This window comes from Shewanella zhangzhouensis (assembly GCF_019457615.1).
GTDB lineage: Bacteria > Pseudomonadota > Gammaproteobacteria > Enterobacterales > Shewanellaceae > Shewanella > Shewanella zhangzhouensis.
In genome coordinates this window covers 758,408-776,707 of record NZ_CP080414.1, presented here as the reverse complement: position 1 = coordinate 776,707, position 18,300 = coordinate 758,408, and the positions used below count along the sequence as shown (strand labels likewise).

Here is an 18,300-nt window from a genome sequence, read left to right as displayed (position 1 = left end):
ACTTTTGCTTTACGTTTGTTGATCTGGATCATTAATCCCAATGCGAATCGTTTGCATTTGTTAAATCAGTTGTTAGAATCCGCTGCGTGCTTAACCCTCAGATAATAAAACGGGAAAGGGAAATGATGAAAAAGACTCTGATCGCCAGCGCCCTGCTGGGTCTGTTCGCCAGCCAAACTGCCATGGCCTCTGATGAAACCGCCGAACTGCGCAAAGTAATTGAACAGCAGCAACAGGTTCTGAAAGATCTCGAAAAGCGCCTGGAAGAGACCGAAAAACGTGTTGAGCAGACTGCCGATGCAGCCGAAGCCAATGCCAGCGCCAAGAGCGCCACCACCATCGGCGGCTACGGTGAACTGCACTACAACAACATGTCCAACAAGGATGCCCAAATCGACTTCCACCGTTTTGTGCTGTTCTTTGGACACGAGTTTTCCAGCAAGACCCGATTCTTCTCTGAAGTCGAAGTTGAGCACGTAATTGCCTCTCACGATGACAAAGGCGAAGTAGAACTGGAGCAGGCTTACATCGAACACGACTTCAGCGATGCCCTGACAGGTAAAGCGGGTCTGTTCCTGGTTCCTGTGGGTCTTATCAACGAAACCCACGAGCCACCTGCATTTTACGGTGTAGAACGTAATCCGGTTGAGAAAGACATTATCCCGGCAACCTGGTGGGAAGGTGGTTTGGCTCTGAACATCAAGGCTGCACCAGGCCTGGCATTCGATGCCGCCGTGACCTCAGGTCTGAAAGTGGAAGAAAACTTCAAGGTGCGTAATGGTCGTCAGAAAGTGTCTGAAGCCAGCGCGGAAGCCCTGGCTTACACCGGCCGCGTGAAGTACACAGGTGTACCTGGCCTGGAGCTGGCTGCCACTGCCCAGTACCAGAGCGACCTGACTCAGGGCGATGCCTCCCTCGGTGAAGAAGCTGCTGCCACCCTGCTGGAAGCTCATGCCGTTTACAATATCGGTGACTTTACCGTTAAGGCACTGTACGCCCAGTGGGATATCGATGGCGCAGAAGCAGAACTGCTTGGTCGTGACAGCCAAAAAGGTTGGTACGTAGAGCCTTCTTACCGTATCAATGAGCAATTTGGTGTGTTTGCCCGTTACAACGAGTGGGACAACGAAGCCGGTGACAACACTGACAGCAAGAAGAAAGTAACCTCTGTGGGTGTGAACTACTGGATCCATGAAAATGTCGTGCTGAAGGCCGACTACGAGAACCAGAGCGGCATCCTGGATGCCGATGGCTTCAACCTCGGTGTTGGCTACCAGTTCTAATGCAAGTAGATAGAGGGGGCGTCAGCCCCCTTTTACCTGAGTGACGGCATAATCATGAAGAAATACCTGCTGACCCTGTTGGCCTGCTGGCCCTTGTTGGGACACGCCGAAACCAGCTTTCAGAGTAACGAAGGCTTTATCGCCGATGCGCTGGGTACCGTGCCCAAAGCCAGCGTGTTATGGCTGGATGATACCCAGAAGGCCAACATCGAGAACATTCTTGCCCACGCCTACAACAAACTCAGAGTAAGGTACTGGCGCGATGGGGCACAGACAGTGTGGGTCCTGGAAGAAATAGGTAAAGAATCTCCCATCACTGTTGGTATTCACATCGCCAACCAACAGATAGTCAAAACCAAGGTACTGGTATACAGGGAAAGTCGCGGTGATGAGGTCAGGCATGATTTCTTTACCAACCAATTCAAATCGGCGACACTGACGCCCTCCCTTGAACTGGATCGCAGTATCGATGGCATCACGGGGGCAACCCTGTCGGTAAGAGCCCTGACCAAGTTGTCCCGGATAGCCCTGTATCTGGATGCTGCCGTGCAAAAGACCCCATAACGGATGACTCGACGCCTTTCGAATACTGCCGGTAAACAACTCGGCCACCGGCTGCGCAAACAAATCCGCCCCTGGCACAGACGCATCGGCATTGTCGGTGGCCTGTTTTTGTTACTGTTGACTGTAACAGGCGTACTGATAAATCACGCCGACGACGCAGGGCTTGGACACGCCAGGGTACGTTTGCCCTGGTTATTAGATTATTACGGTATTCAACTCCCCTCCCATAGCGCGCAATTTGGCGACTACGGCATCACAGATAATTTGCTGTGGCACCAAGGTACCATGGTGCTGGAAGCCAAATATCCCCTCATCGCCGCAACCCAATGGCACAATCAAACCATCGCCATTGATGCCGAAAACCTGTATCTCCTCAATGATGATGACCAATTGGTAGAAACCCAGAATAAAGCCACCGGGCTACCTGTACCGCTTAAGGCCATGGCCATCGAAGGTGAATCCCAGCTGTGGCTGAGTGGCGAAAATGGGCAATATCTTGCGGATGAAGACCTGATTGAGTGGCAACGCACTACGTCATTTGCGCCATTGCATTGGCTTGAAGGCAAGGCCGCTGAACAACAGTTACTGGAGGATGCCCGCAGCGCACACCTGCACTGGGAACGGGTATTGCTAGACCTGCATGCTGGCCGGATATTGGGTCCATGGGGCGTCTGGCTTTGGGACCTGCTCGCCCTTGGCTTTGTATTTTTGTCTGTAAGCGGCCTTTACATCTGGATAAGCCAGCAACCCAAACGCAAATAAACCCCGCCGCAGATAAAAAAAGACCCGGCATAAGCCGGGTAAAGCAACTGGGCTAAAGCACAGTAACCCAATTGAGGCAATGAAATGGGGTTGAGGGGTTAGGCAACCTTTGCCGGACGCGCAAACCAGCGACGCCACAGTGAAGGCTTAACGGCTTCCTGCGCATCAGGGGCTGGCGTTGCTGTCATCCACATACTGCTGACCCACATACTGCGATAGGCTTTCATCAAAATTCCTCCAAAGCTGAGATGCAGCTCAAGGTATCTCCCGGCCATCAATAAGTAAAATGAATCTATTCCATCGCTTCCATTCCATATTGGCATGAACATTCCAATCAAGAACTTGCACTGTTTTGTGACCCTTGCCGAGACCGGCAGTTTTACCCGCGCGGCCGAAAAACTGCACCTAACTCAGCCCACACTGAGCAAGATGCTGCAACGACTGGAAGACCATTGGCAGCAGCAGCTCATCATCCGCACCAATCAAAAGCTGTCACTGACCCAGGCGGGCGAACTCTTGCTTGAACACGCGAGAGAAATTCTGGGGCAGTGGCATTTATTGGAAGAAGACTTATCAAACCTTCGCGGGGTACAACGGGGATACTTACGTCTGGGCGTGTGTCCTATGATGAGCAGCCTGGTGATTGAACTCCTTACCGCATTTCGGGCCAGGTATCCCGGGGTCAGATTGGAGATGTTCGAGTACGGGGGCTTCGGCTGTGAGAAGGCACTGCTGGCAAACAATCTGGATATTGCCTTTACCGCCCTGCCCGCAACCCACGCCGATGAACTGACCGCGCAGCCGTTGACAGCTTATCCCCTGCTCGCATGCCTGCCGGCAGGCCACAAGCTTGCGAACAAAGCCGCCCTCGACTGGTGCGACTTTGGCTCCCATCCCTTTATCATGTACAACCAGGATTTTGCGCTGGCAAAGCTGCTCGACAGCCTGGCAAGAAATGCCGGAGTAGAGCTGAATGTAGCCTATCGCAGTGGCCAGTGGGACTTTTTGGCAAGCATGGTGGAAGCCAATATGGGGCTGGCCATACTGCCCGCCCCCATTTGTGAAAAATTAACCGACAAGTCGCTCTGTTTCAGGCCATTGAGTGGCGGCCATACGTGGGATCTGGCACTCATCTGGCGCAGTCATCTGCACCTGACCCCTGCGGCGGCCGCCTTTCTGGCCCTCAGTCGTGATAGGGGCCGAGCCACTGCGCATCCGGCGGCAGAATAAGCAGATTACACCTGAGTTTGTGCACCAACTGCTCTGCGGTGCTGCCAATGGAGGCACCGAATATGCCCTCCCTTTGGCGTGCTCCCATCACCAGGTATTGAGCTTTTAAACTGCTGCTGAGCTGATAGAGGCACTGGGCAGGGTCCCCGACAACCAGATGGACCTGCTCCGGTGGCAGGCCAAATTGCGCCAGAGTATCCCGGTGCTTTTCATGGGCTGCGATAAGGATTTCATGGGGAGTAATGATATCCAGCTCCCGCAGCACCCTGGGCACCCGCACCACACAGGCGAGGTGTAAAGGGAGATTAAGCGCACTGGCAAGGTGCTGTCCCTGTTCCAGCACCAGTCGATTGAGAAGCTGTTTATCCGCACTGGTCGCATCCAGGTCGACCGCCATCAGTACCAGCCGCCCCCGCGCGAGGGGATTGGCGGTGAGCAGCATCAGCGGCACCTTGGTGTGCCTGATAAGCTGCCAATCTTCGGGCTCCGGTGACTCGGCGCCTTCGATGCCCTTTATCATCAACGAATAGCCCTCACTGGCCGCCTGGGGAAGTGCATGCTCGTGCAGGCGCTTACTCCACACTGCCTCATAAGCCACATCCTGCCGTTGCAGAGTGGCCAACGCCGTCTCCAGCTCATCATGGAGGCATTCGAGTAGCCTTTGTCGCGCAGCGCCTGCAAGGCGGGGATTATAGTACTCGGCACCGGAAAAATAGGCATGCCCATAGGCGTAAACCTTGGGTGTAAGAGCCATTGCATCGGCGATTTCCAGCGCCGTTTGCAATGCTGCGGTTGATTGACCATCCTGTCCGACAATCACAAAGACCTTGCTCATCAAGAGTCCCTCCTTTAAATAGGGTCTTTTGACACCAGTCTAAGCCGCCATGCTTGATTCAAACTGAATAACTCAAATTACAGGCATAAAAAAACCCGCCATATGGGCGGGTTTTTATGGACCGAAGTATTAATTACTTCTTGGCAGCGTTCTTGGCCTTGGTCTCAGCAATTACAGTCTCAGCCACGTTGGCAGGACAGGTGTAGTAGTGAGAGAACTCCATGGAGAACTGACCACGACCAGAAGTCATGGTACGCAGGTGACCGATGTAACCGAACATTTCGGCCAGCGGTACGTCTGCCTTAACGCGTACGCCAGTCAGACCAGCTTCCTGATCCTTGATCATACCGCGACGACGGTTCAGGTCACCGATTACGTCACCTACGTGATCGTCTGGAGTGAACACGTCAACCTTCATGATAGGCTCGAGCAGCTGTGGCTTGGCCTTAGGCATGGACTGACGGAATGCACCTTTAGCGGCGATTTCGAACGCGATGGCAGAGGAGTCAACTGCGTGGTAAGCACCGTCGAACAGCTCAACTTCAACGTCCAGTACTGGGAAGCCAGCCAGAGGACCTTGACCCATCATTTCTTCGAAGCCTTTCTCTACGGCAGGCCAGAATTCACGAGGTACGTTACCACCTACTACAGCTGACTTGAAGCTGAAGCCGGTACCTGGCTCACCAGGACGGATGCGGTAGTCAATCTTACCGTACTGACCAGAACCACCAGACTGCTTCTTGTGAGTGTAGCTGTCTTCGATGGCGGCAGTGATGGTCTCACGGTAGGCTACCTGTGGAGCACCTACAGTCAGCTCAACGCCGAAAGTACGCTTCAGGATGTCTACCTTGATGTCCAGGTGCAGTTCACCCATACCTTTCAGGATGGTGTCACCGGTTTCCTGGTCGGTTTCAACCTGGAATGATGGATCTTCAGCAACCATCTTACCCAGAGCAACGCCCAGCTTCTCAGAAGCACCTTTGTCCTTCGGAGTCACAGCAATAGAGATTACTGGAGTTGGGAAGATCATAGGTTCGAGAGTACATTCGTGCTTAGGATCACACAGGGTGTGACCGGTCTGAACGTTCTTCATACCCACAACGGCAATGATGTCACCAGCCTGGGCAGAGTCGATTTCGTTACGATCGTTGGCGTGCATTTCCACCATACGGCCGATACGTTCAGTTTTACCGGTAGCAGAGTTCAGGATGGTGTCACCCTTCTTCATCTTACCAGAGTAGATACGTACGAAGGTCAGGGCGCCGAAACGGTCATCCATGATCTTGAACGCCAGAGCGCGCAGTGGCTCGTCTACAGAAACGGTAGCAACTTCGCCAGTCTCTTCACCAGTGTCTGGGTTGGTCAGAGGCTGAGGCTCAACTTCAGTTGGAGAAGGCAGGTAGTCAACTACGGCATCCAGTACCAGCTGCATACCTTTGTTCTTGAACGCAGAGCCGCAGAAGGTGGGGAAGAAGGACAGGTTGATGGTACCCTTACGGATACAACGCTTCAGGTCTTCGATAGAAGGCTCTTCACCTTCCATGTAAGCTTCCATCAGGTCGTCGTCCTGCTCAACGGCAGTCTCAACCAGCATTTCACGGTATTCTTCAACTAGGTCTACCATGTCGGCAGGAACGTCGGTCACAGTGTAGTTTTCTGGCAGACCAGAATCATCCCACACGAAAGCCTGACGGTTCAGTACGTCTACAACGCCTGTGAATTCGTCTTCGCGGCCGATAGGCAGAGTCATTACCAGCGGGTTGGCAGCCAGTACTTTCTTAACCTGACCAACTACGCGCAGGAAGTCGGCACCGATACGGTCCAGCTTGTTTACGAAGATCAAACGAGCTACTTCAGACTCGTTGGCATAACGCCAGTTGGTTTCTGATTGTGGTTCTACACCGCCGCTACCGCAGAATACACCGATACCGCCGTCCAGAACCTTCAGAGAACGATAAACTTCAACTGTGAAGTCAACGTGACCGGGGGTGTCGATTACGTTAAAGCGGTGACCTTTCCAGAAACAGGTGGTGGCAGCAGACTGAATGGTAATACCACGCTCTGCTTCCTGATCCATGAAGTCCATGGTAGAAGCGCCATCGTGAACTTCGCCCAGTTTGTGGATTTTACCGGTCAGCTTGAGGATACGCTCGGTGGTCGTGGTTTTACCCGCGTCAACGTGAGCGAAAATACCAATGTTTCTGTATTTTGATAAATCGGTCATGATTCAACTTTTTTGCTTGGTTTATAAAAGTAGACGGAGTATGCCACAAAAAAGCAGCAGACCACACATCAGGATTTGAGGCGCATATTGTAATTGGGAAGGGCGTCGGGCGCAAACTGCTTAGACGTTTTTTAGCTGACAAAACAGCAGCTACAGAGTTAGCCGGGCCAAAAACGGTTAAAAATCAACCTTAAAGCAGTTTATCTCTGGCAAATAAATTCGCTGTTTTTTTGCACGGACACCGAGTTAAGCTGCCGTTGCCATGGCGGTTTTTTTGTTCAGGCTGCACCGGAAGAAATCCTGCCAATGCGAAAACTCCCCCGCCCCTGCTCCTTGACCTCATACATGGCAACGTCTGCAGCCTCAAGCAGCGCCTCCAGGGTATGGCCGTGGTGGGGATAAATGGCAATCCCCACGCTGGCGCCCACTTCGCAGGAAAGACTACCCCGAATGGCTACCGGCCTGGATATCTGAACCAATATTTCCTGGGCAAGTTGACGCAGCTTGTTGTAATCCTCATCAACATCGGGAATGCCAATCAGAAACTCATCGCCGCCCCAACGGATGGTAATACCCTTGCCTGCCAGCTTCACCAGGCGTTCGGCAACGGTTTTCAATACAGAATCACCGGCTTCGTGGCCATAGATATCATTCACAGGTTTGAATTTATCCAAATCAATCAGCAGCACGCCCATCAGCGTCCTGGTTTGATCGGCTTTTCGCATCATATCAACCAACAGGCGTTCACCTGAGCGGCGATTTTTAAGCTGGGTTAAAGGGTCATGCTCGGCTTCAAACCGAATCATTCGTTCCCGATAGGTGCGTTCAGTGATGTCGTACATCATCACTTCGATCAGCGTCTGAGTGCTGTCCTCCACTTTGGAAAACAGGCAATGGACCCATTTGAGTTGGTCGCTTTGCTGACTTCGCAGTTGCAGCTCCATTTCCACGTGATTGAGATTTGCGTTCCCTCTTAGCTCATCAAAAAAACGCGCTAATTCGGCTTCTTCTTCGAACCAGTGGCTGAGGGCCGGTTGATTGTCGATGGATTCAGTGCCACACAAACGCTGGAATGCCTCGTTGGCAACGAGCACATGATTGCCTGGGTCAATCAAGCAAATACCGGCGCTGGCTCTTTCAAAAATGAGCCGGAATTTACGCTCAAGCAGCTCTGTCCTTTGCCGTAAGCTGCGCTCTTTTTCGATGGATTGATTCAGGTTGGCCACCAGCTGATTGATTCCCCGCACCAGGCTGCCTATTTCATCCTGAGCATGGTATTTGGGCACGCTGAGCGGGTTATTGTCACCGGGCTTAATATTCTCAAAGTTCGAGGTCAGGCGATTTAACGGCGCTGTCAGGGTTTTATGCACCAACAGGGAAACCAGCAGAGCAATCAACGCCGATTGAAGCACCAACATCCACGCTTGTTTGAGTGCAACCTCGGTCGCCCTCGATTGGATGTATTCGTTATTTGGCAGCAATCTGAGCTTGCCCAGCACTTCACCGGCAAAGAACGGATGGGGAATATCGAATTCCAGCACCTGCAGCACATCATCTGCGACAAAACCCCTGGAACTCACCCAGTCGCCGCTGTCTGCGGTAAGCAAAGCGCCAGCCACCAGGTCATTGACCTCAAGACCCTCAACGATTTCTTTACCCAGTTCCACGTCCTTGACGTAAAGCGCAACTGAGGCCGTTTTTTGCACCGTTAAAGCGATTTGCCCAAGTTGATTTTTGACTTCCCTGAGCTTGGTTTCCCTGGCATCCCAGAAAAAATAGAGGCAGGCGACCACCGCCGCGAGAAAGGCTCCCACCGCAATGGCAACGGCAACTTTGACATAAAGCTTCTGGCGATTAGGGATCAAATTTGTATACCACCTTTAATGCCGGGTCCAGTTCGGTGCTTTTGACAAAAGTAATACCCGAGGGGGTACTGTTCATCAGCTCAAGTAAAGCTTGCCGTTGGTCTACTTCCCTGGGTTGTGTGACCCGCGCAGAAAACTGTAATCGAGCCCAGTAACTGCTTACCTGTGCCAGACTGCGATTGACCAGCTGCCGGTAAAATAGTGCCCGGGTCTCGGTGTCGCTGCTGTTATCGAATACCGTGACCTTGTTTCCGTCCGGAAAGGCTCGGTCGCGCCCCATAAAAATATCGACCACTTCATGATGGCTCAAATTTTCAATACCGTTTTTCGCATTCACCACCACATACAGGGCATCGTCTGCCCTGGCTGGAAAGAATACGAGTAACCAAGCTATCAAACTGATTATTAATATTTTCATAGTCAGAAGGTAAAGCTTAGATTAACGGAAAACAGGTTGACCCTGTCATCATGGCCCATGGGATATGCCCGAACCCACAGACTGGAGCCCTTGGGGTCTATCTCCGAGTGATCCCACTGCAGTTTTAACGCCATGTCTTCGTAAAAGTCCCATCTCAGGCCCAGTGAATACGTACTCTGTGCCAGACGGGACGCCTGATAACTGTATTGAGCGGCTTGATGCAGCGTCAGCAGGGCATTCTTTTCAGGTTCAGACAAATAAGGCAATGAAGCCGGCAGCTCAATCTCGGGCGCCTCCCTGGTGTTTTCTACCTGCGCATATACGGCGTAAAGCGTGAGATCGTCGAATCGACGCCCCACACTGACGTAACCCGACACATAGGGCTGCAGCAAACGCCAATCGGATTTTGTGTATCCAAGCTCCGATTGCACAATCCACTGGCCATCATCGAATTGGAAGCCAAGGGCGTAATAACGCGAAAGCATCTCTTCAAAGGCGATTTCCTGAGCCAAAGTCCCGGCCTGGGGCCAAAGAGCGACAGGCACGGCGCGCAGCGCATCCAACAGCATATTGGTATCGGCGTTGGTTCCGGAGGTATCGGCCTGCGCCATAGCGGCACGCACCAGCCAATCGTCCCCCGACAGCGACAGTGTCAGGGCCAGGATGTTATCCAGGGTCAGCAACACATCCTGCTCGGGCCCTTCCAGTTTCACGTCGGTTTCGCCAAAGGCCAGCTTGGCCTCGAAGTTAAGCTCGCCTATATCTCGCCGATAGGTGATATCGGCGCCTTCATAGCGACTGATAGAGGAGATGAGATTATAAAACTCGGGAATGGGACGAACCCAGGAGTAGGCATAGCCCACGTCTCTGTACTCGGTGAGCATGTAAAGATCGAGCCCCAATCGGCCAGCCCTGAATGCCCAGTTGTTGTTGGGGCGATAACGCAGAAACAACCATTCCAGATTATCTGAAAGTCCGTTGCTGACTCTGTCTTTAAAGACCATCTGAGCCACAGCATCAAAGCTGCCCGATATCTCAGCGTTGAGCTGTAACCCCAGCAGGGTGTCGCCAGCGGTGGACCAACCCTGTCCCACGGCATCCATAGTGTAATCGCGGTGAAAGCCAAGGTTGTCACTGTCGTTGTAGATGGCGCCAAGGCTACCAAACCCACTGAACCGGACGCCCGTTTCCGCGTGTGCCCATCCCGCAAACATCAGCCCAATAAGGCCTGCTGCTACGAATTTGTGCAAAATTACTCTCCCCGGCTATAGCGCGTTTTATCTATCGCGTTACCAACAGCTTAGAATCTTTTTCTGATCATTGCCGTATTGGAAGCAGCAGGCTTAACGGATGAAAGACCTGCCCCAAAGTCACTTTAACCAAGATTATAAATCTTTGTAACATACTCATAAAGGTACGGTTTTGCATAATATGTAGCGAACACCGTTTTTTGTGGGGACAGTCAATAAAAAAACCCGCCTCTGGGGCGGGTTTTTACCGGGTTTTACAACCCGTCTCCTGATGGAGTTATGTCAGCAATACGCTATCAGTCTTCTACCGGAGACACCACAAACAGCAGATCGCCCTGAGACACCTGTTGACCGTTGGTATTCAAAATACGCTCGATGCGGTACTTCTTGTCTTCCGGATAGAGCACGGCGCCCTTGCGGTTAAAGCTTGCCAGAGTGACCTGGGAGAACATCTTCATCGCTTCGGTCAGCGCCAGCGTGGTGTCGGTGGTCACAATGTCACCTTCACGGACAAACTCAGGTTCACCCGGAGCAGGCGAGCTATAGAAGATACCCGCGCCCTGTGCCAATACTTTCAGCTCGTTGGAGTCACCCACACGCAGCGACTCGGTATCCACGCCCTGGGTTTCGGCTGCGGCTTCCATCTCGGCAATCAGCTCAGGGATATCCAGCTCAGCCATCAGACGAGGCAGGTAGTTGGTGTCGTACACGCCTTCGTTAAAGGTGGCATCCTTGAGGATACGCTTGAGAAGCGGAATGTTAGTCGCAATACCTTTAATCACTACGCTGTCCAGGTAGTCGTACATCTTGGTGACCACGTCTTCACGGGACTCACCACGGATGATGATCTGGGCTATCAGGCTGTCGTAGTATGGCGATACTTCCTTACCTTCGGCGGCGATGGAGATAATTTCCACATCGTCACGCTCTGGCATCACGCATTCGGTGATCTTGCCTGGGTTTGGAACCAGCTGCAGTACGCCGTTGCTGTCAAGGGCGGCCTTCTCAGCAGTCACACGCACTTCCATGGCGTAACCGATTTCCTGAGGCTCCAGATCTTCGATTGAGCGACCCGCGGCAATGTCAAACTGGGCAGAAACGATGTCGATACCCGAGGTGGCCTCGGTTACAGGGTGTTCTACCTGCAGACGGGTGTTCATTTCCATGAAGTAAACTTCATTGGCATCCAGGTTGTAGATAAACTCCACAGTACCTGCACCCATATAGTCCACGGCATCACCCAATGACTTGGTGTAAGCCATCACTTGCTGCTTCAGCTCAGGTGGCAGCATGGTAGAACCAGATTCTTCAATAACCTTCTGGTTATTACGCTGTACCGAGCAGTCACGCAGACCCAATACCTTGGCGTTGCCAAACTTATCGCGAAGCAGCTGCACTTCGATATGACGCAGCGAGGTCACGTACTTCTCGAGGTACAGGTCACCGTTACCGAATGCGGCAGCCGCTTCGGTAGAGGTCTTCATAAACAGTGGGATCATATCCTCTGGGCGTTTTACCACCTGGATACCCTTACCACCGCCGCCTTGTACCGCTTTAAGCAGCACTGGGTAACCGATTTCACTGGCCACGTTCACCGCCTGCTCGGCGTTGGACAGAATACCGTGTGAACCAGGTACCACTGGGACGTTCTGCGCCTGAGAGGTCTTGATTGCGTTGGACTTGTTACCCATGGTAGTCATGGAGTGCACGCTTGGACCGACGAAGTTAACGCCATTGTTTACACACAAAGCAGCAAACTGTGGGCTCTCTGACAGGAAGCCGATACCTGGGTGCAGGGCGTCTACGTTTTCGTATTCGGCCACTTTCAGCACAGAGTAGGCATTCAGGTAGGATTCGTCAGAGGTGTTACCACCCAGACATACCAGCTTGTCGTTTTCCTTCAGCATATCGGCCGGAACGGCAGTCATATCCGGGTCGGACGCCACCAACACCACGTTGATGTTGTTGTCATGGGCCTTACGGATAAGCTTCACCGCAGTACAGCCACGGGCATGTACCAGTACCTTGTCGATAGGCTTCATCAGGGCTCGGGGATCATCCTGACGGATTTCTTCGTCCACCACCTGAGCCTCAGGCACCAGAGTAGAGATAGCGCCCTTGATAACTTCTTCAATCTTCTGGGTTGGCATTGGCATCAATGGGTCAATGCTGGCCAGCTGAGAATCCAGAGTGTCGCTGAAGGGGTTATACACCAGGCCATTCATGGCGCCCGGCACCTTCGACAGGTAGTTCGACAGGGTTGAAGTGGACGGCAGATAAGCAGGTACCACCATTTGCCCTGCGAACGGCATATTGGTGCCTGACAGGTAATAGGTCTGCACCAGTGGGTGAGTCACGAAAGATGCCTGGGCACCACCGGTACAGTCACCGAAACCGAACATCAGAACCGGCAGTTCGTTGTCACGGATAAAGCGGGTGATACGATCGTTTACCACGGCCATGGAGAACAGGGCTGCTGCACCTTCTTTGGTCTGCATACCACCGGAAGAGATAAAGCAGATCACTGGCATGTGGCGCTTGGCACACTCGATAAGCAGTGCAGAGAACTTCTCGGCGGAAGCCATATCGAAAGCACCGGCCTGGAAGGCGGTGTTGGAAACGGCGATACCTACCTTGAGTGAAGCCCCCTTGTGCTCAAAGTCAGCCATACCTGTGATAAGGCCGCAAGGACGAATGCCCTTGTCCAGCGCGTCTTCAATCGACAGACGGAAGCCGGGGAAGTTGAGCAGATTGGCGGTCATCTTGTCGCCGTTCAGTTCATCAAAATTGCTGAAGAACTTATTGATGACGTTTTCCCAGGTCATCTTGCCGGCTTTCTTCTCGTCGCGGAGCACCTTCTGGATCAGCAGATCCTGGTAACCCATGGTCAGACGGTTCCAGAAGTCTTTACGACGACCGATACGCACAGGGTTGATGGCACCGGTGTACTTGCCGGTATCGTCTTCACTGTCGAAGTATTCGGGCAACAGACGCTCGAAGAAGTACGTCAGGATCACGAACAGCGAGTCGTTCAGCTGTGGGAAGCCCACGCTCTTCCACTGTTCGGTCTTGGTCAGCAGTTCGGCACGGTTTGACTGAGACATGAAGTACTTCAGCCACTTGTAGAACTTGCTCTTGTCGTTGGCAATGTCCTGGGTGGACAGGGCGCGGTCGATGGCCTTGTGCAGCAGGCTGTCAACCGAGGCACGGGACAGACTCTTGCTCATCATGGCTTCTTTAGCGATAGAGGCCAGACTACCCACCACGTTGTCATACAGGGCGTTGAAAATAAGGATGTTATAGCACTGCCAAATAAAATCTTCGCGCAGTTCCTTATTCACCACCACATCCAGCACAGTGAGGTTGTTCAGCTCAGGCCAGTTGGCCTCGGTCACCTCGGCAGGCAGGGTTTCCAGATAATGGATAAGTCCTTTGAAGTTGTTGGCAGCGTTGGACTTCCAGCGGTGGTACAAAGACCAGCCGATGTTGAACAGCAGCGCTTTTTTGGCTTTTTTGTAGTTCTCTTTTGGTTCACCCAAAATCAAACGGGTCAGCATGTTACGTTCGGTGCTGACTTCACTGCGTTTGTTGACAAAGTTATTCCACAGCTTGGACAGCTCTTCGTCGTATACCACTTTATCCGGCGCAGACAACCAGGCCTGGAATACCTTTTCCTGCTCCTTCTGGATACGATCCAGCAAGTCACCCTCGGGTACGCTCACCTTGGACAGGCGGCCATACTGCTCCATGGAGATGGAGTGGATACGGCTGCGCAGCGTCAGGTAACGCAGATAACGGTAAGCACTGCCGAACAGGTTAAGGTGCATGGTGGGGCTGCTCGCCACCGCCATGTCGGCCGTGCTTTCCAGCGCCTTGAGGCTGTTTGAAGGGTTGAGGAAACGGGTCAGACTGCGCTCGTAGTGCTCGCGCAGATCTTTAGATTCTTTAACGAAGTTAACAGCTGCGCGCTCAACAGCCTCAATAGAGCTGATGATGGCGCGGCGCAGATTGTGCTGACGCTCATCGCGGTCGGAAGGCGAGAAGTCGATGATGCCGTCGATGCAACCTGCGTTATACAGTTCCTCTGGGGACACACCAACAGACTTGGCACATTCCTGCCAGGAGAGGTTGTACTTGCGGGCAATACTCTGCAGACCCTGAGGCTGGATGGTGTTGAAGATACCATCACGCAGAGAGAGCAGAATGTTGGCAGCCGCCAGTGGAATCGCACCACCGGAATAACCGGCACCAATCACGATACCCACGGTTGGCACATCAACGTTGGCACTCTCGGCGATGGCCTTGGAAATGGAGTGTGCCTGGTTGTTGCTGTTGGCAATCTCACCGGCATCGGCACCGGGTGTGTCGATGAGGTAAACGATGGGCATGGACAATTCGGCGAAATGACGAATAGCCTTGCAGGCCGCCAGGTGATGCTCAGGCATCCAGGCGCCGTTGGCGGTGGTACGTTCCTGGGCAACAAAACCGATACGACGGGTACGGCTGCCAAAGTTCAGGTCCACTTCAGCGCTGTAGAAAGAGCCCATATGGGTCTCTGTGATGACCTTACCCTTGAGATCGGCAATAATACGCTTGGCGCCGGGGCGGCTTTTGTCCTGGGTTGGCTGAATGACCTTGGCGACATAGCCGTCCACATCCAGTTTTGCCAGAGACTTGAGGTTAGTCTGGATGGCAGCATCGTCCAACAGACCTTTGATTTCCTCAGATAAACTTTGTTTGCTGTGCTCAGGGAACAGCGAAAAATCCTTTGCCAGGTGTTCCGCTTGCAGAAACAGCGGATCAGGCTTTTGTGCTTGAGTCATGTTTTTGGGCTGCTTGTTGGTGGTCATTAAGAGATCCTCTGCTAAGCCTCTGAAAATTTTTAGCCATCAAATATACCTTCCTTCGGTTTGCAAATACCATTAAACTGCCTTGGACGCTTTGTTCCATTTTTGAGACGATAGAAAAAACATGCCAGATTTGAATGGGATGGCGCTATTTGCCGCAGTGGTCAGATCTCAGGGTTTCAGCCAGGCGGCCCGGGATATTGGCATGCCAAAATCCACCATTAGTCGTAAAGTTGCTCAACTGGAAGAAGAACTTGGCGTACGACTGCTACAGCGTGACAGCCGCAATTTGAGCCTCACCCAGGTCGGCACCCTTTTTTATCAGCACTGCGAAACCATAGTGAATGAGCTTGAGGCAGCCAAGGCGGTGATCGAGCATACCCACGCGGACGTTTCCGGCTCCCTTCGCATCGCCATCCCCGTCTCGTTCAGCCAGGAATTAATCGCCAATTTGTGCAGTGGCTTTTTACGCCTCTATCCCAGTGTGGAACTCGATGTGCAGTTTACCGACTCGGATGTGGGTCTGGTGGGTGAAGGCTACGATATCGCCATCAAGTATGGCCCACTGCAACCTTCCGACAATGTGGCGAGATTACTGTTTGAGCGTCAGCCCATTTTGGTGGCAAGTCCCGGCTATCTGAAAAAGTACGGCACCCCCGCCACGCCAAAAGAGCTGGGGCAGCATGCCGGCATTCTACTTGGCACCACACGCTCAGCCCCCATCTGGCCCCTGGGCAAAGGGGGCCGTAAAACCATGGTCAGTTTCAATCGCAAGGTGCGGGTAAACAGCGCTGTGATGGTACGTCAATTCGCATTGGATGATTTTGGCATTGCCATGTTGTCCCATGCCCAGTGCAAGAAAGATCTCGCCAGCGGCGCCCTGCTGCCCATACTCCCCGAGTGGCCCATGGAGCCTTTTAAGGTGTATGGCGTCTATTCCAGCCGTAAACAGCTGGCCACCAACATCAGTGTGTTTCTGGACTTCTTTATCAAGCGTTTCGGCAGTCAGGAGTCCCTGCTTGGCATGATGGGCTAAGACACTCATATTATCCGCCTATTCATCATGGCGAGACCGAAAAGCTCGCCTTTTCCCCCATGCTGTGGTACCCCTAAAGTTTGACTAAACTAAAGCTAACCCCATAGTCTGAAAGATGAATTTTGTCGTTAAGGATGCCCCATGTTAAAGCGTATGCTCCCTGCTCTGTTCGTTGCTGGTCTGGGTACTCTCCCCCTCCTGGCACAGGCCAATCTCGACGTGGAAGAACTGCGACTTGCCAAGGCAAACAGCGACCTCGGTGAAGTGGCAAGCCGCTATCAGGGGCTGATTGACGGCCTCAAAGACAAATTGGCCGCCGGCAACGAAGAAAAGGCCGTGACCCAGGCGATGGCATATCAGGGCATTCGGCTGTGGCAGCAGGCGGTGCGGGATGTGCAGTCCGGTCATATCGATGACCGCAGCTTGTATTGGGCGAGATTGGCTATGCGAGCCAGTTTAAAGCAGGACAAGGCCGGCTATGCCATTGTGCCCTGGCAAAGAGATATTCTGGTGCGCGCCGTGGAAACAGCCTCCCGGGGTTTTTCGGATATCCATTTTGGTGACGATGTGCAAATTCGTATTCTGCTCACCGGCTTTGACCCCTTCTTCCTCGATCGCAACATTGGCCAGAGCAACCCGTCGGGTATTACCGCGTTGATGCTGGATGGCTATAAATTCAAGGTAGGCGGCAAGCAGGCGCAGATTGAAACCGTTATGATCCCGGTGCGCTTTGCCGATTTCGATCAGGGCATGATTGAATCACTGCTGACTCCCTTCTATCGCAAGCGCTCCATTGATGCGGTATTTACCGTGAGCATGGGACGGGATGATTTCGACCTCGAACGTTTCCCCGGCCGCAACCGCAGCGCCGAGGCCCCGGATAACCTGAATGTGCTCACCGGCGCCACCAAAACCCAACCCATAGCCCCCATGCTGAACGGGAAGTCACTCAATGGGGATGAATTCGTGGAGTTCTCGTTACCTGTGACAGCCATGCAAGCGGCGCCGGGCAACTACAAGGTCAACGACAATCGCAAGGTAACCACCCTGGGCAGAGGCACCTTTGATGCATCTTCCCTCGCTGAGCTTCAAGAAGCCATTTCGGTGGAAGGCTCTGGTGGCGGCTATCTGTCCAATGAAATTTCTTACCGCGCCGTGCTGCTGAGGGACCAGTTTGGCCTCAGGTTACCCGTTGGTCATATCCATACTCCCAAAGTCGCCGGATATGACGGCGAAGCAGGGAAAGCCATAGCAGAGCAGGTGCGCGCCATGGTTGAGCTTGCCGCCGCAACGCTGTAAACACCGCCAGGCTTGTTTGGGTCCTGGGGACAGAGGTATTATGCCAACGCCTCTGTTTCCAGGACCCTTATGTTTTCCCTTTTTCGCCAGTCCAAACGGCCTGCCAGATCACAACTCGCCACAGATGCCATGACGCCTGCAACCGCAGTTCAGGAAGATGCCTGCCTGCATCTCGAGCGCGCCTGCCTCAGGGCCGAAGCAGGACTTGGCCGGGACATTCCAAGGCCCACATTGAGGTTCGATATCCGGGGCAAAACAGCAGGTATGGCGTACAGCAGTCACAACCTTATCCGGCTGAATCCCAAACTGTTGGAAGAAAACCCGGACATCTTCTATACCGAAGTCATCCCCCATGAGCTTTGCCATCTGCTGGCCCATTCCCTCCACGGTAAGGTCAAACCCCACGGCAAGGAATGGCAAGCATTGATGCGAGGCCTGTTTGGGCTATCCCCCCGCACCACCCATAGTCTGGACACCAGCAGCGTCAGCAGAAGTATCGAATACCGCTGCCAATGTGGCCCGGTTCCACTCTCCGTCAGGCGCCACAACAAAATTGTCAGGGGTGAGACACGCTATCTTTGCCGTCGCTGCGGCGACTACCTGAAACAGCCCGATAAACGCTGACGCGACTCAGCGTGAATACATGACCACTCGCACTGCGGCATGCGCTGAGGTTGTCAGCCCTAC

General features: G+C 53.1%; 14 protein-coding genes. 7 read left to right on the top strand and 7 right to left on the bottom strand.

Annotated features, from left to right (window positions below; translation table 11 throughout):
* Positions 1 to 125 precede the first annotated feature (125 nt).
* The 3 genes from K0H63_RS03335 to K0H63_RS03325 are packed head-to-tail and all read left to right on the top strand — an operon-like array spanning position 126 to position 2,609.
* On the top strand, positions 126 to 1,283 hold the full coding sequence (locus tag K0H63_RS03335; RefSeq protein ID WP_220066720.1) for a porin: 1,158 nt from the start codon (positions 126 to 128) through the stop codon (positions 1,281 to 1,283).
* Positions 1,284 to 1,337: 54 nt separating this feature from the next.
* A complete protein-coding gene (locus tag K0H63_RS03330) occupies positions 1,338 to 1,847 on the top strand; it encodes an FMN-binding protein (protein WP_220066719.1) in 510 nt (169 codons plus the stop codon).
* Between the two features lie 3 nt (positions 1,848 to 1,850).
* Entirely contained in the window at positions 1,851 to 2,609 is a 759-nt protein-coding gene (locus K0H63_RS03325; protein ID WP_220066718.1) for a PepSY domain-containing protein, read from the top strand.
* Between the two features lie 98 nt (positions 2,610 to 2,707).
* Here K0H63_RS03325 and K0H63_RS20050 read toward each other — a convergent pair whose 3' ends face one another.
* Positions 2,708 to 2,836 (bottom strand): hypothetical protein, encoded by a 129-nt coding sequence (locus K0H63_RS20050; RefSeq protein WP_258405465.1) that lies wholly within the window; start codon positions 2,834 to 2,836, stop codon positions 2,708 to 2,710.
* Positions 2,837 to 2,930: 94 nt separating this feature from the next.
* Here K0H63_RS20050 and K0H63_RS03320 point away from each other — a divergent pair, with 94 nt between their 5' ends.
* A complete protein-coding gene (locus K0H63_RS03320) occupies positions 2,931 to 3,839 on the top strand; it encodes a LysR substrate-binding domain-containing protein (RefSeq protein WP_220066717.1) in 909 nt (302 codons plus the stop codon).
* Here K0H63_RS03320 and K0H63_RS03315 read toward each other — a convergent pair.
* The 6 genes from K0H63_RS03315 to K0H63_RS03290 form a co-directional block, all read right to left on the bottom strand.
* Positions 3,793 to 4,674, bottom strand: a complete 882-nt coding sequence (locus K0H63_RS03315; RefSeq protein ID WP_220066716.1) for a universal stress protein — start codon at positions 4,672 to 4,674, stop codon at positions 3,793 to 3,795. The genes K0H63_RS03320 and K0H63_RS03315 overlap by 47 nt on opposite strands.
* Positions 4,675 to 4,807: 133 nt before the next feature.
* Positions 4,808 to 6,898 (bottom strand): elongation factor G, encoded by a 2,091-nt coding sequence (gene fusA, locus K0H63_RS03310; RefSeq protein ID WP_220066715.1) that lies wholly within the window; start codon positions 6,896 to 6,898, stop codon positions 4,808 to 4,810.
* Positions 6,899 to 7,176: 278 nt separating this feature from the next.
* Complete coding sequence (locus K0H63_RS03305; RefSeq protein ID WP_220066714.1) at positions 7,177 to 8,763, bottom strand: diguanylate cyclase domain-containing protein; 1,587 nt, start codon at positions 8,761 to 8,763, stop codon at positions 7,177 to 7,179.
* Entirely contained in the window at positions 8,753 to 9,181 is a 429-nt protein-coding gene (locus K0H63_RS03300) for a type 2 periplasmic-binding domain-containing protein (protein ID WP_220066713.1), read from the bottom strand. The genes K0H63_RS03305 and K0H63_RS03300 overlap by 11 nt, the downstream gene beginning before the upstream one ends.
* 2 nt (positions 9,182 to 9,183) lie before the next feature.
* Positions 9,184 to 10,431 carry a porin gene (locus K0H63_RS03295; protein WP_220066712.1) on the bottom strand — a complete coding sequence of 416 codons (1,248 nt, stop codon included), beginning with the start codon at positions 10,429 to 10,431 and terminating at the stop codon, positions 9,184 to 9,186.
* 296 nt (positions 10,432 to 10,727) lie between these two features.
* A complete protein-coding gene (locus tag K0H63_RS03290) occupies positions 10,728 to 15,281 on the bottom strand; it encodes an ATP-binding protein (RefSeq protein ID WP_220066711.1) in 4,554 nt (1,517 codons plus the stop codon).
* 121 nt (positions 15,282 to 15,402) lie between these two features.
* On the opposite strand from K0H63_RS03290, the gene K0H63_RS03285 reads away from it, so the two are divergent.
* From K0H63_RS03285 to K0H63_RS03275, 3 genes are all read left to right on the top strand, one after another.
* Positions 15,403 to 16,314, top strand: coding sequence for a LysR family transcriptional regulator (locus K0H63_RS03285; RefSeq protein ID WP_220066710.1), 912 nt, complete (start codon positions 15,403 to 15,405; stop codon positions 16,312 to 16,314).
* Positions 16,315 to 16,455: 141 nt separating this feature from the next.
* Positions 16,456 to 17,613: a PA0049 C-terminal domain-containing protein gene (locus tag K0H63_RS03280; protein ID WP_220066709.1), complete on the top strand. Its 1,158-nt coding sequence runs from the start codon at positions 16,456 to 16,458 to the stop codon at positions 17,611 to 17,613.
* Positions 17,614 to 17,682: 69 nt separating this feature from the next.
* Complete coding sequence (locus tag K0H63_RS03275; RefSeq protein WP_220066708.1) at positions 17,683 to 18,237, top strand: SprT family zinc-dependent metalloprotease; 555 nt, start codon at positions 17,683 to 17,685, stop codon at positions 18,235 to 18,237.
* Positions 18,238 to 18,300: the final 63 nt, after the last annotated feature.

Excerpts from the sequence above, each read along its gene's own strand:
- K0H63_RS03335 (WP_220066720.1), top strand. The coding sequence starts at position 126 with ATGAAAAAGACTCTGATCGCCAGCGCCCTGCTGGGTCTGTTCGCCAGC.
- fusA (WP_220066715.1), bottom strand. The coding sequence starts at position 6,898 with ATGACCGATTTATCAAAATACAGAAACATTGGTATTTTCGCTCACGTT.
- K0H63_RS20050 (WP_258405465.1), bottom strand. The coding sequence starts at position 2,836 with ATGAAAGCCTATCGCAGTATGTGGGTCAGCAGTATGTGGATGACAGCA.
- K0H63_RS03275 (WP_220066708.1), top strand. The coding sequence starts at position 17,683 with ATGTTTTCCCTTTTTCGCCAGTCCAAACGGCCTGCCAGATCACAACTC.
- K0H63_RS03290 (WP_220066711.1), bottom strand. The coding sequence starts at position 15,281 with ATGACCACCAACAAGCAGCCCAAAAACATGACTCAAGCACAAAAGCCT.
- K0H63_RS03280 (WP_220066709.1), top strand. The coding sequence starts at position 16,456 with ATGTTAAAGCGTATGCTCCCTGCTCTGTTCGTTGCTGGTCTGGGTACT.
- K0H63_RS03285 (WP_220066710.1), top strand. The coding sequence starts at position 15,403 with ATGCCAGATTTGAATGGGATGGCGCTATTTGCCGCAGTGGTCAGATCT.
- K0H63_RS03325 (WP_220066718.1), top strand. The coding sequence starts at position 1,851 with ATGACTCGACGCCTTTCGAATACTGCCGGTAAACAACTCGGCCACCGG.
- K0H63_RS03320 (WP_220066717.1), top strand. The coding sequence starts at position 2,931 with ATGAACATTCCAATCAAGAACTTGCACTGTTTTGTGACCCTTGCCGAG.
- K0H63_RS03300 (WP_220066713.1), bottom strand. The coding sequence starts at position 9,181 with ATGAAAATATTAATAATCAGTTTGATAGCTTGGTTACTCGTATTCTTT.
- K0H63_RS03315 (WP_220066716.1), bottom strand. The coding sequence starts at position 4,674 with ATGAGCAAGGTCTTTGTGATTGTCGGACAGGATGGTCAATCAACCGCA.
- K0H63_RS03330 (WP_220066719.1), top strand. The coding sequence starts at position 1,338 with ATGAAGAAATACCTGCTGACCCTGTTGGCCTGCTGGCCCTTGTTGGGA.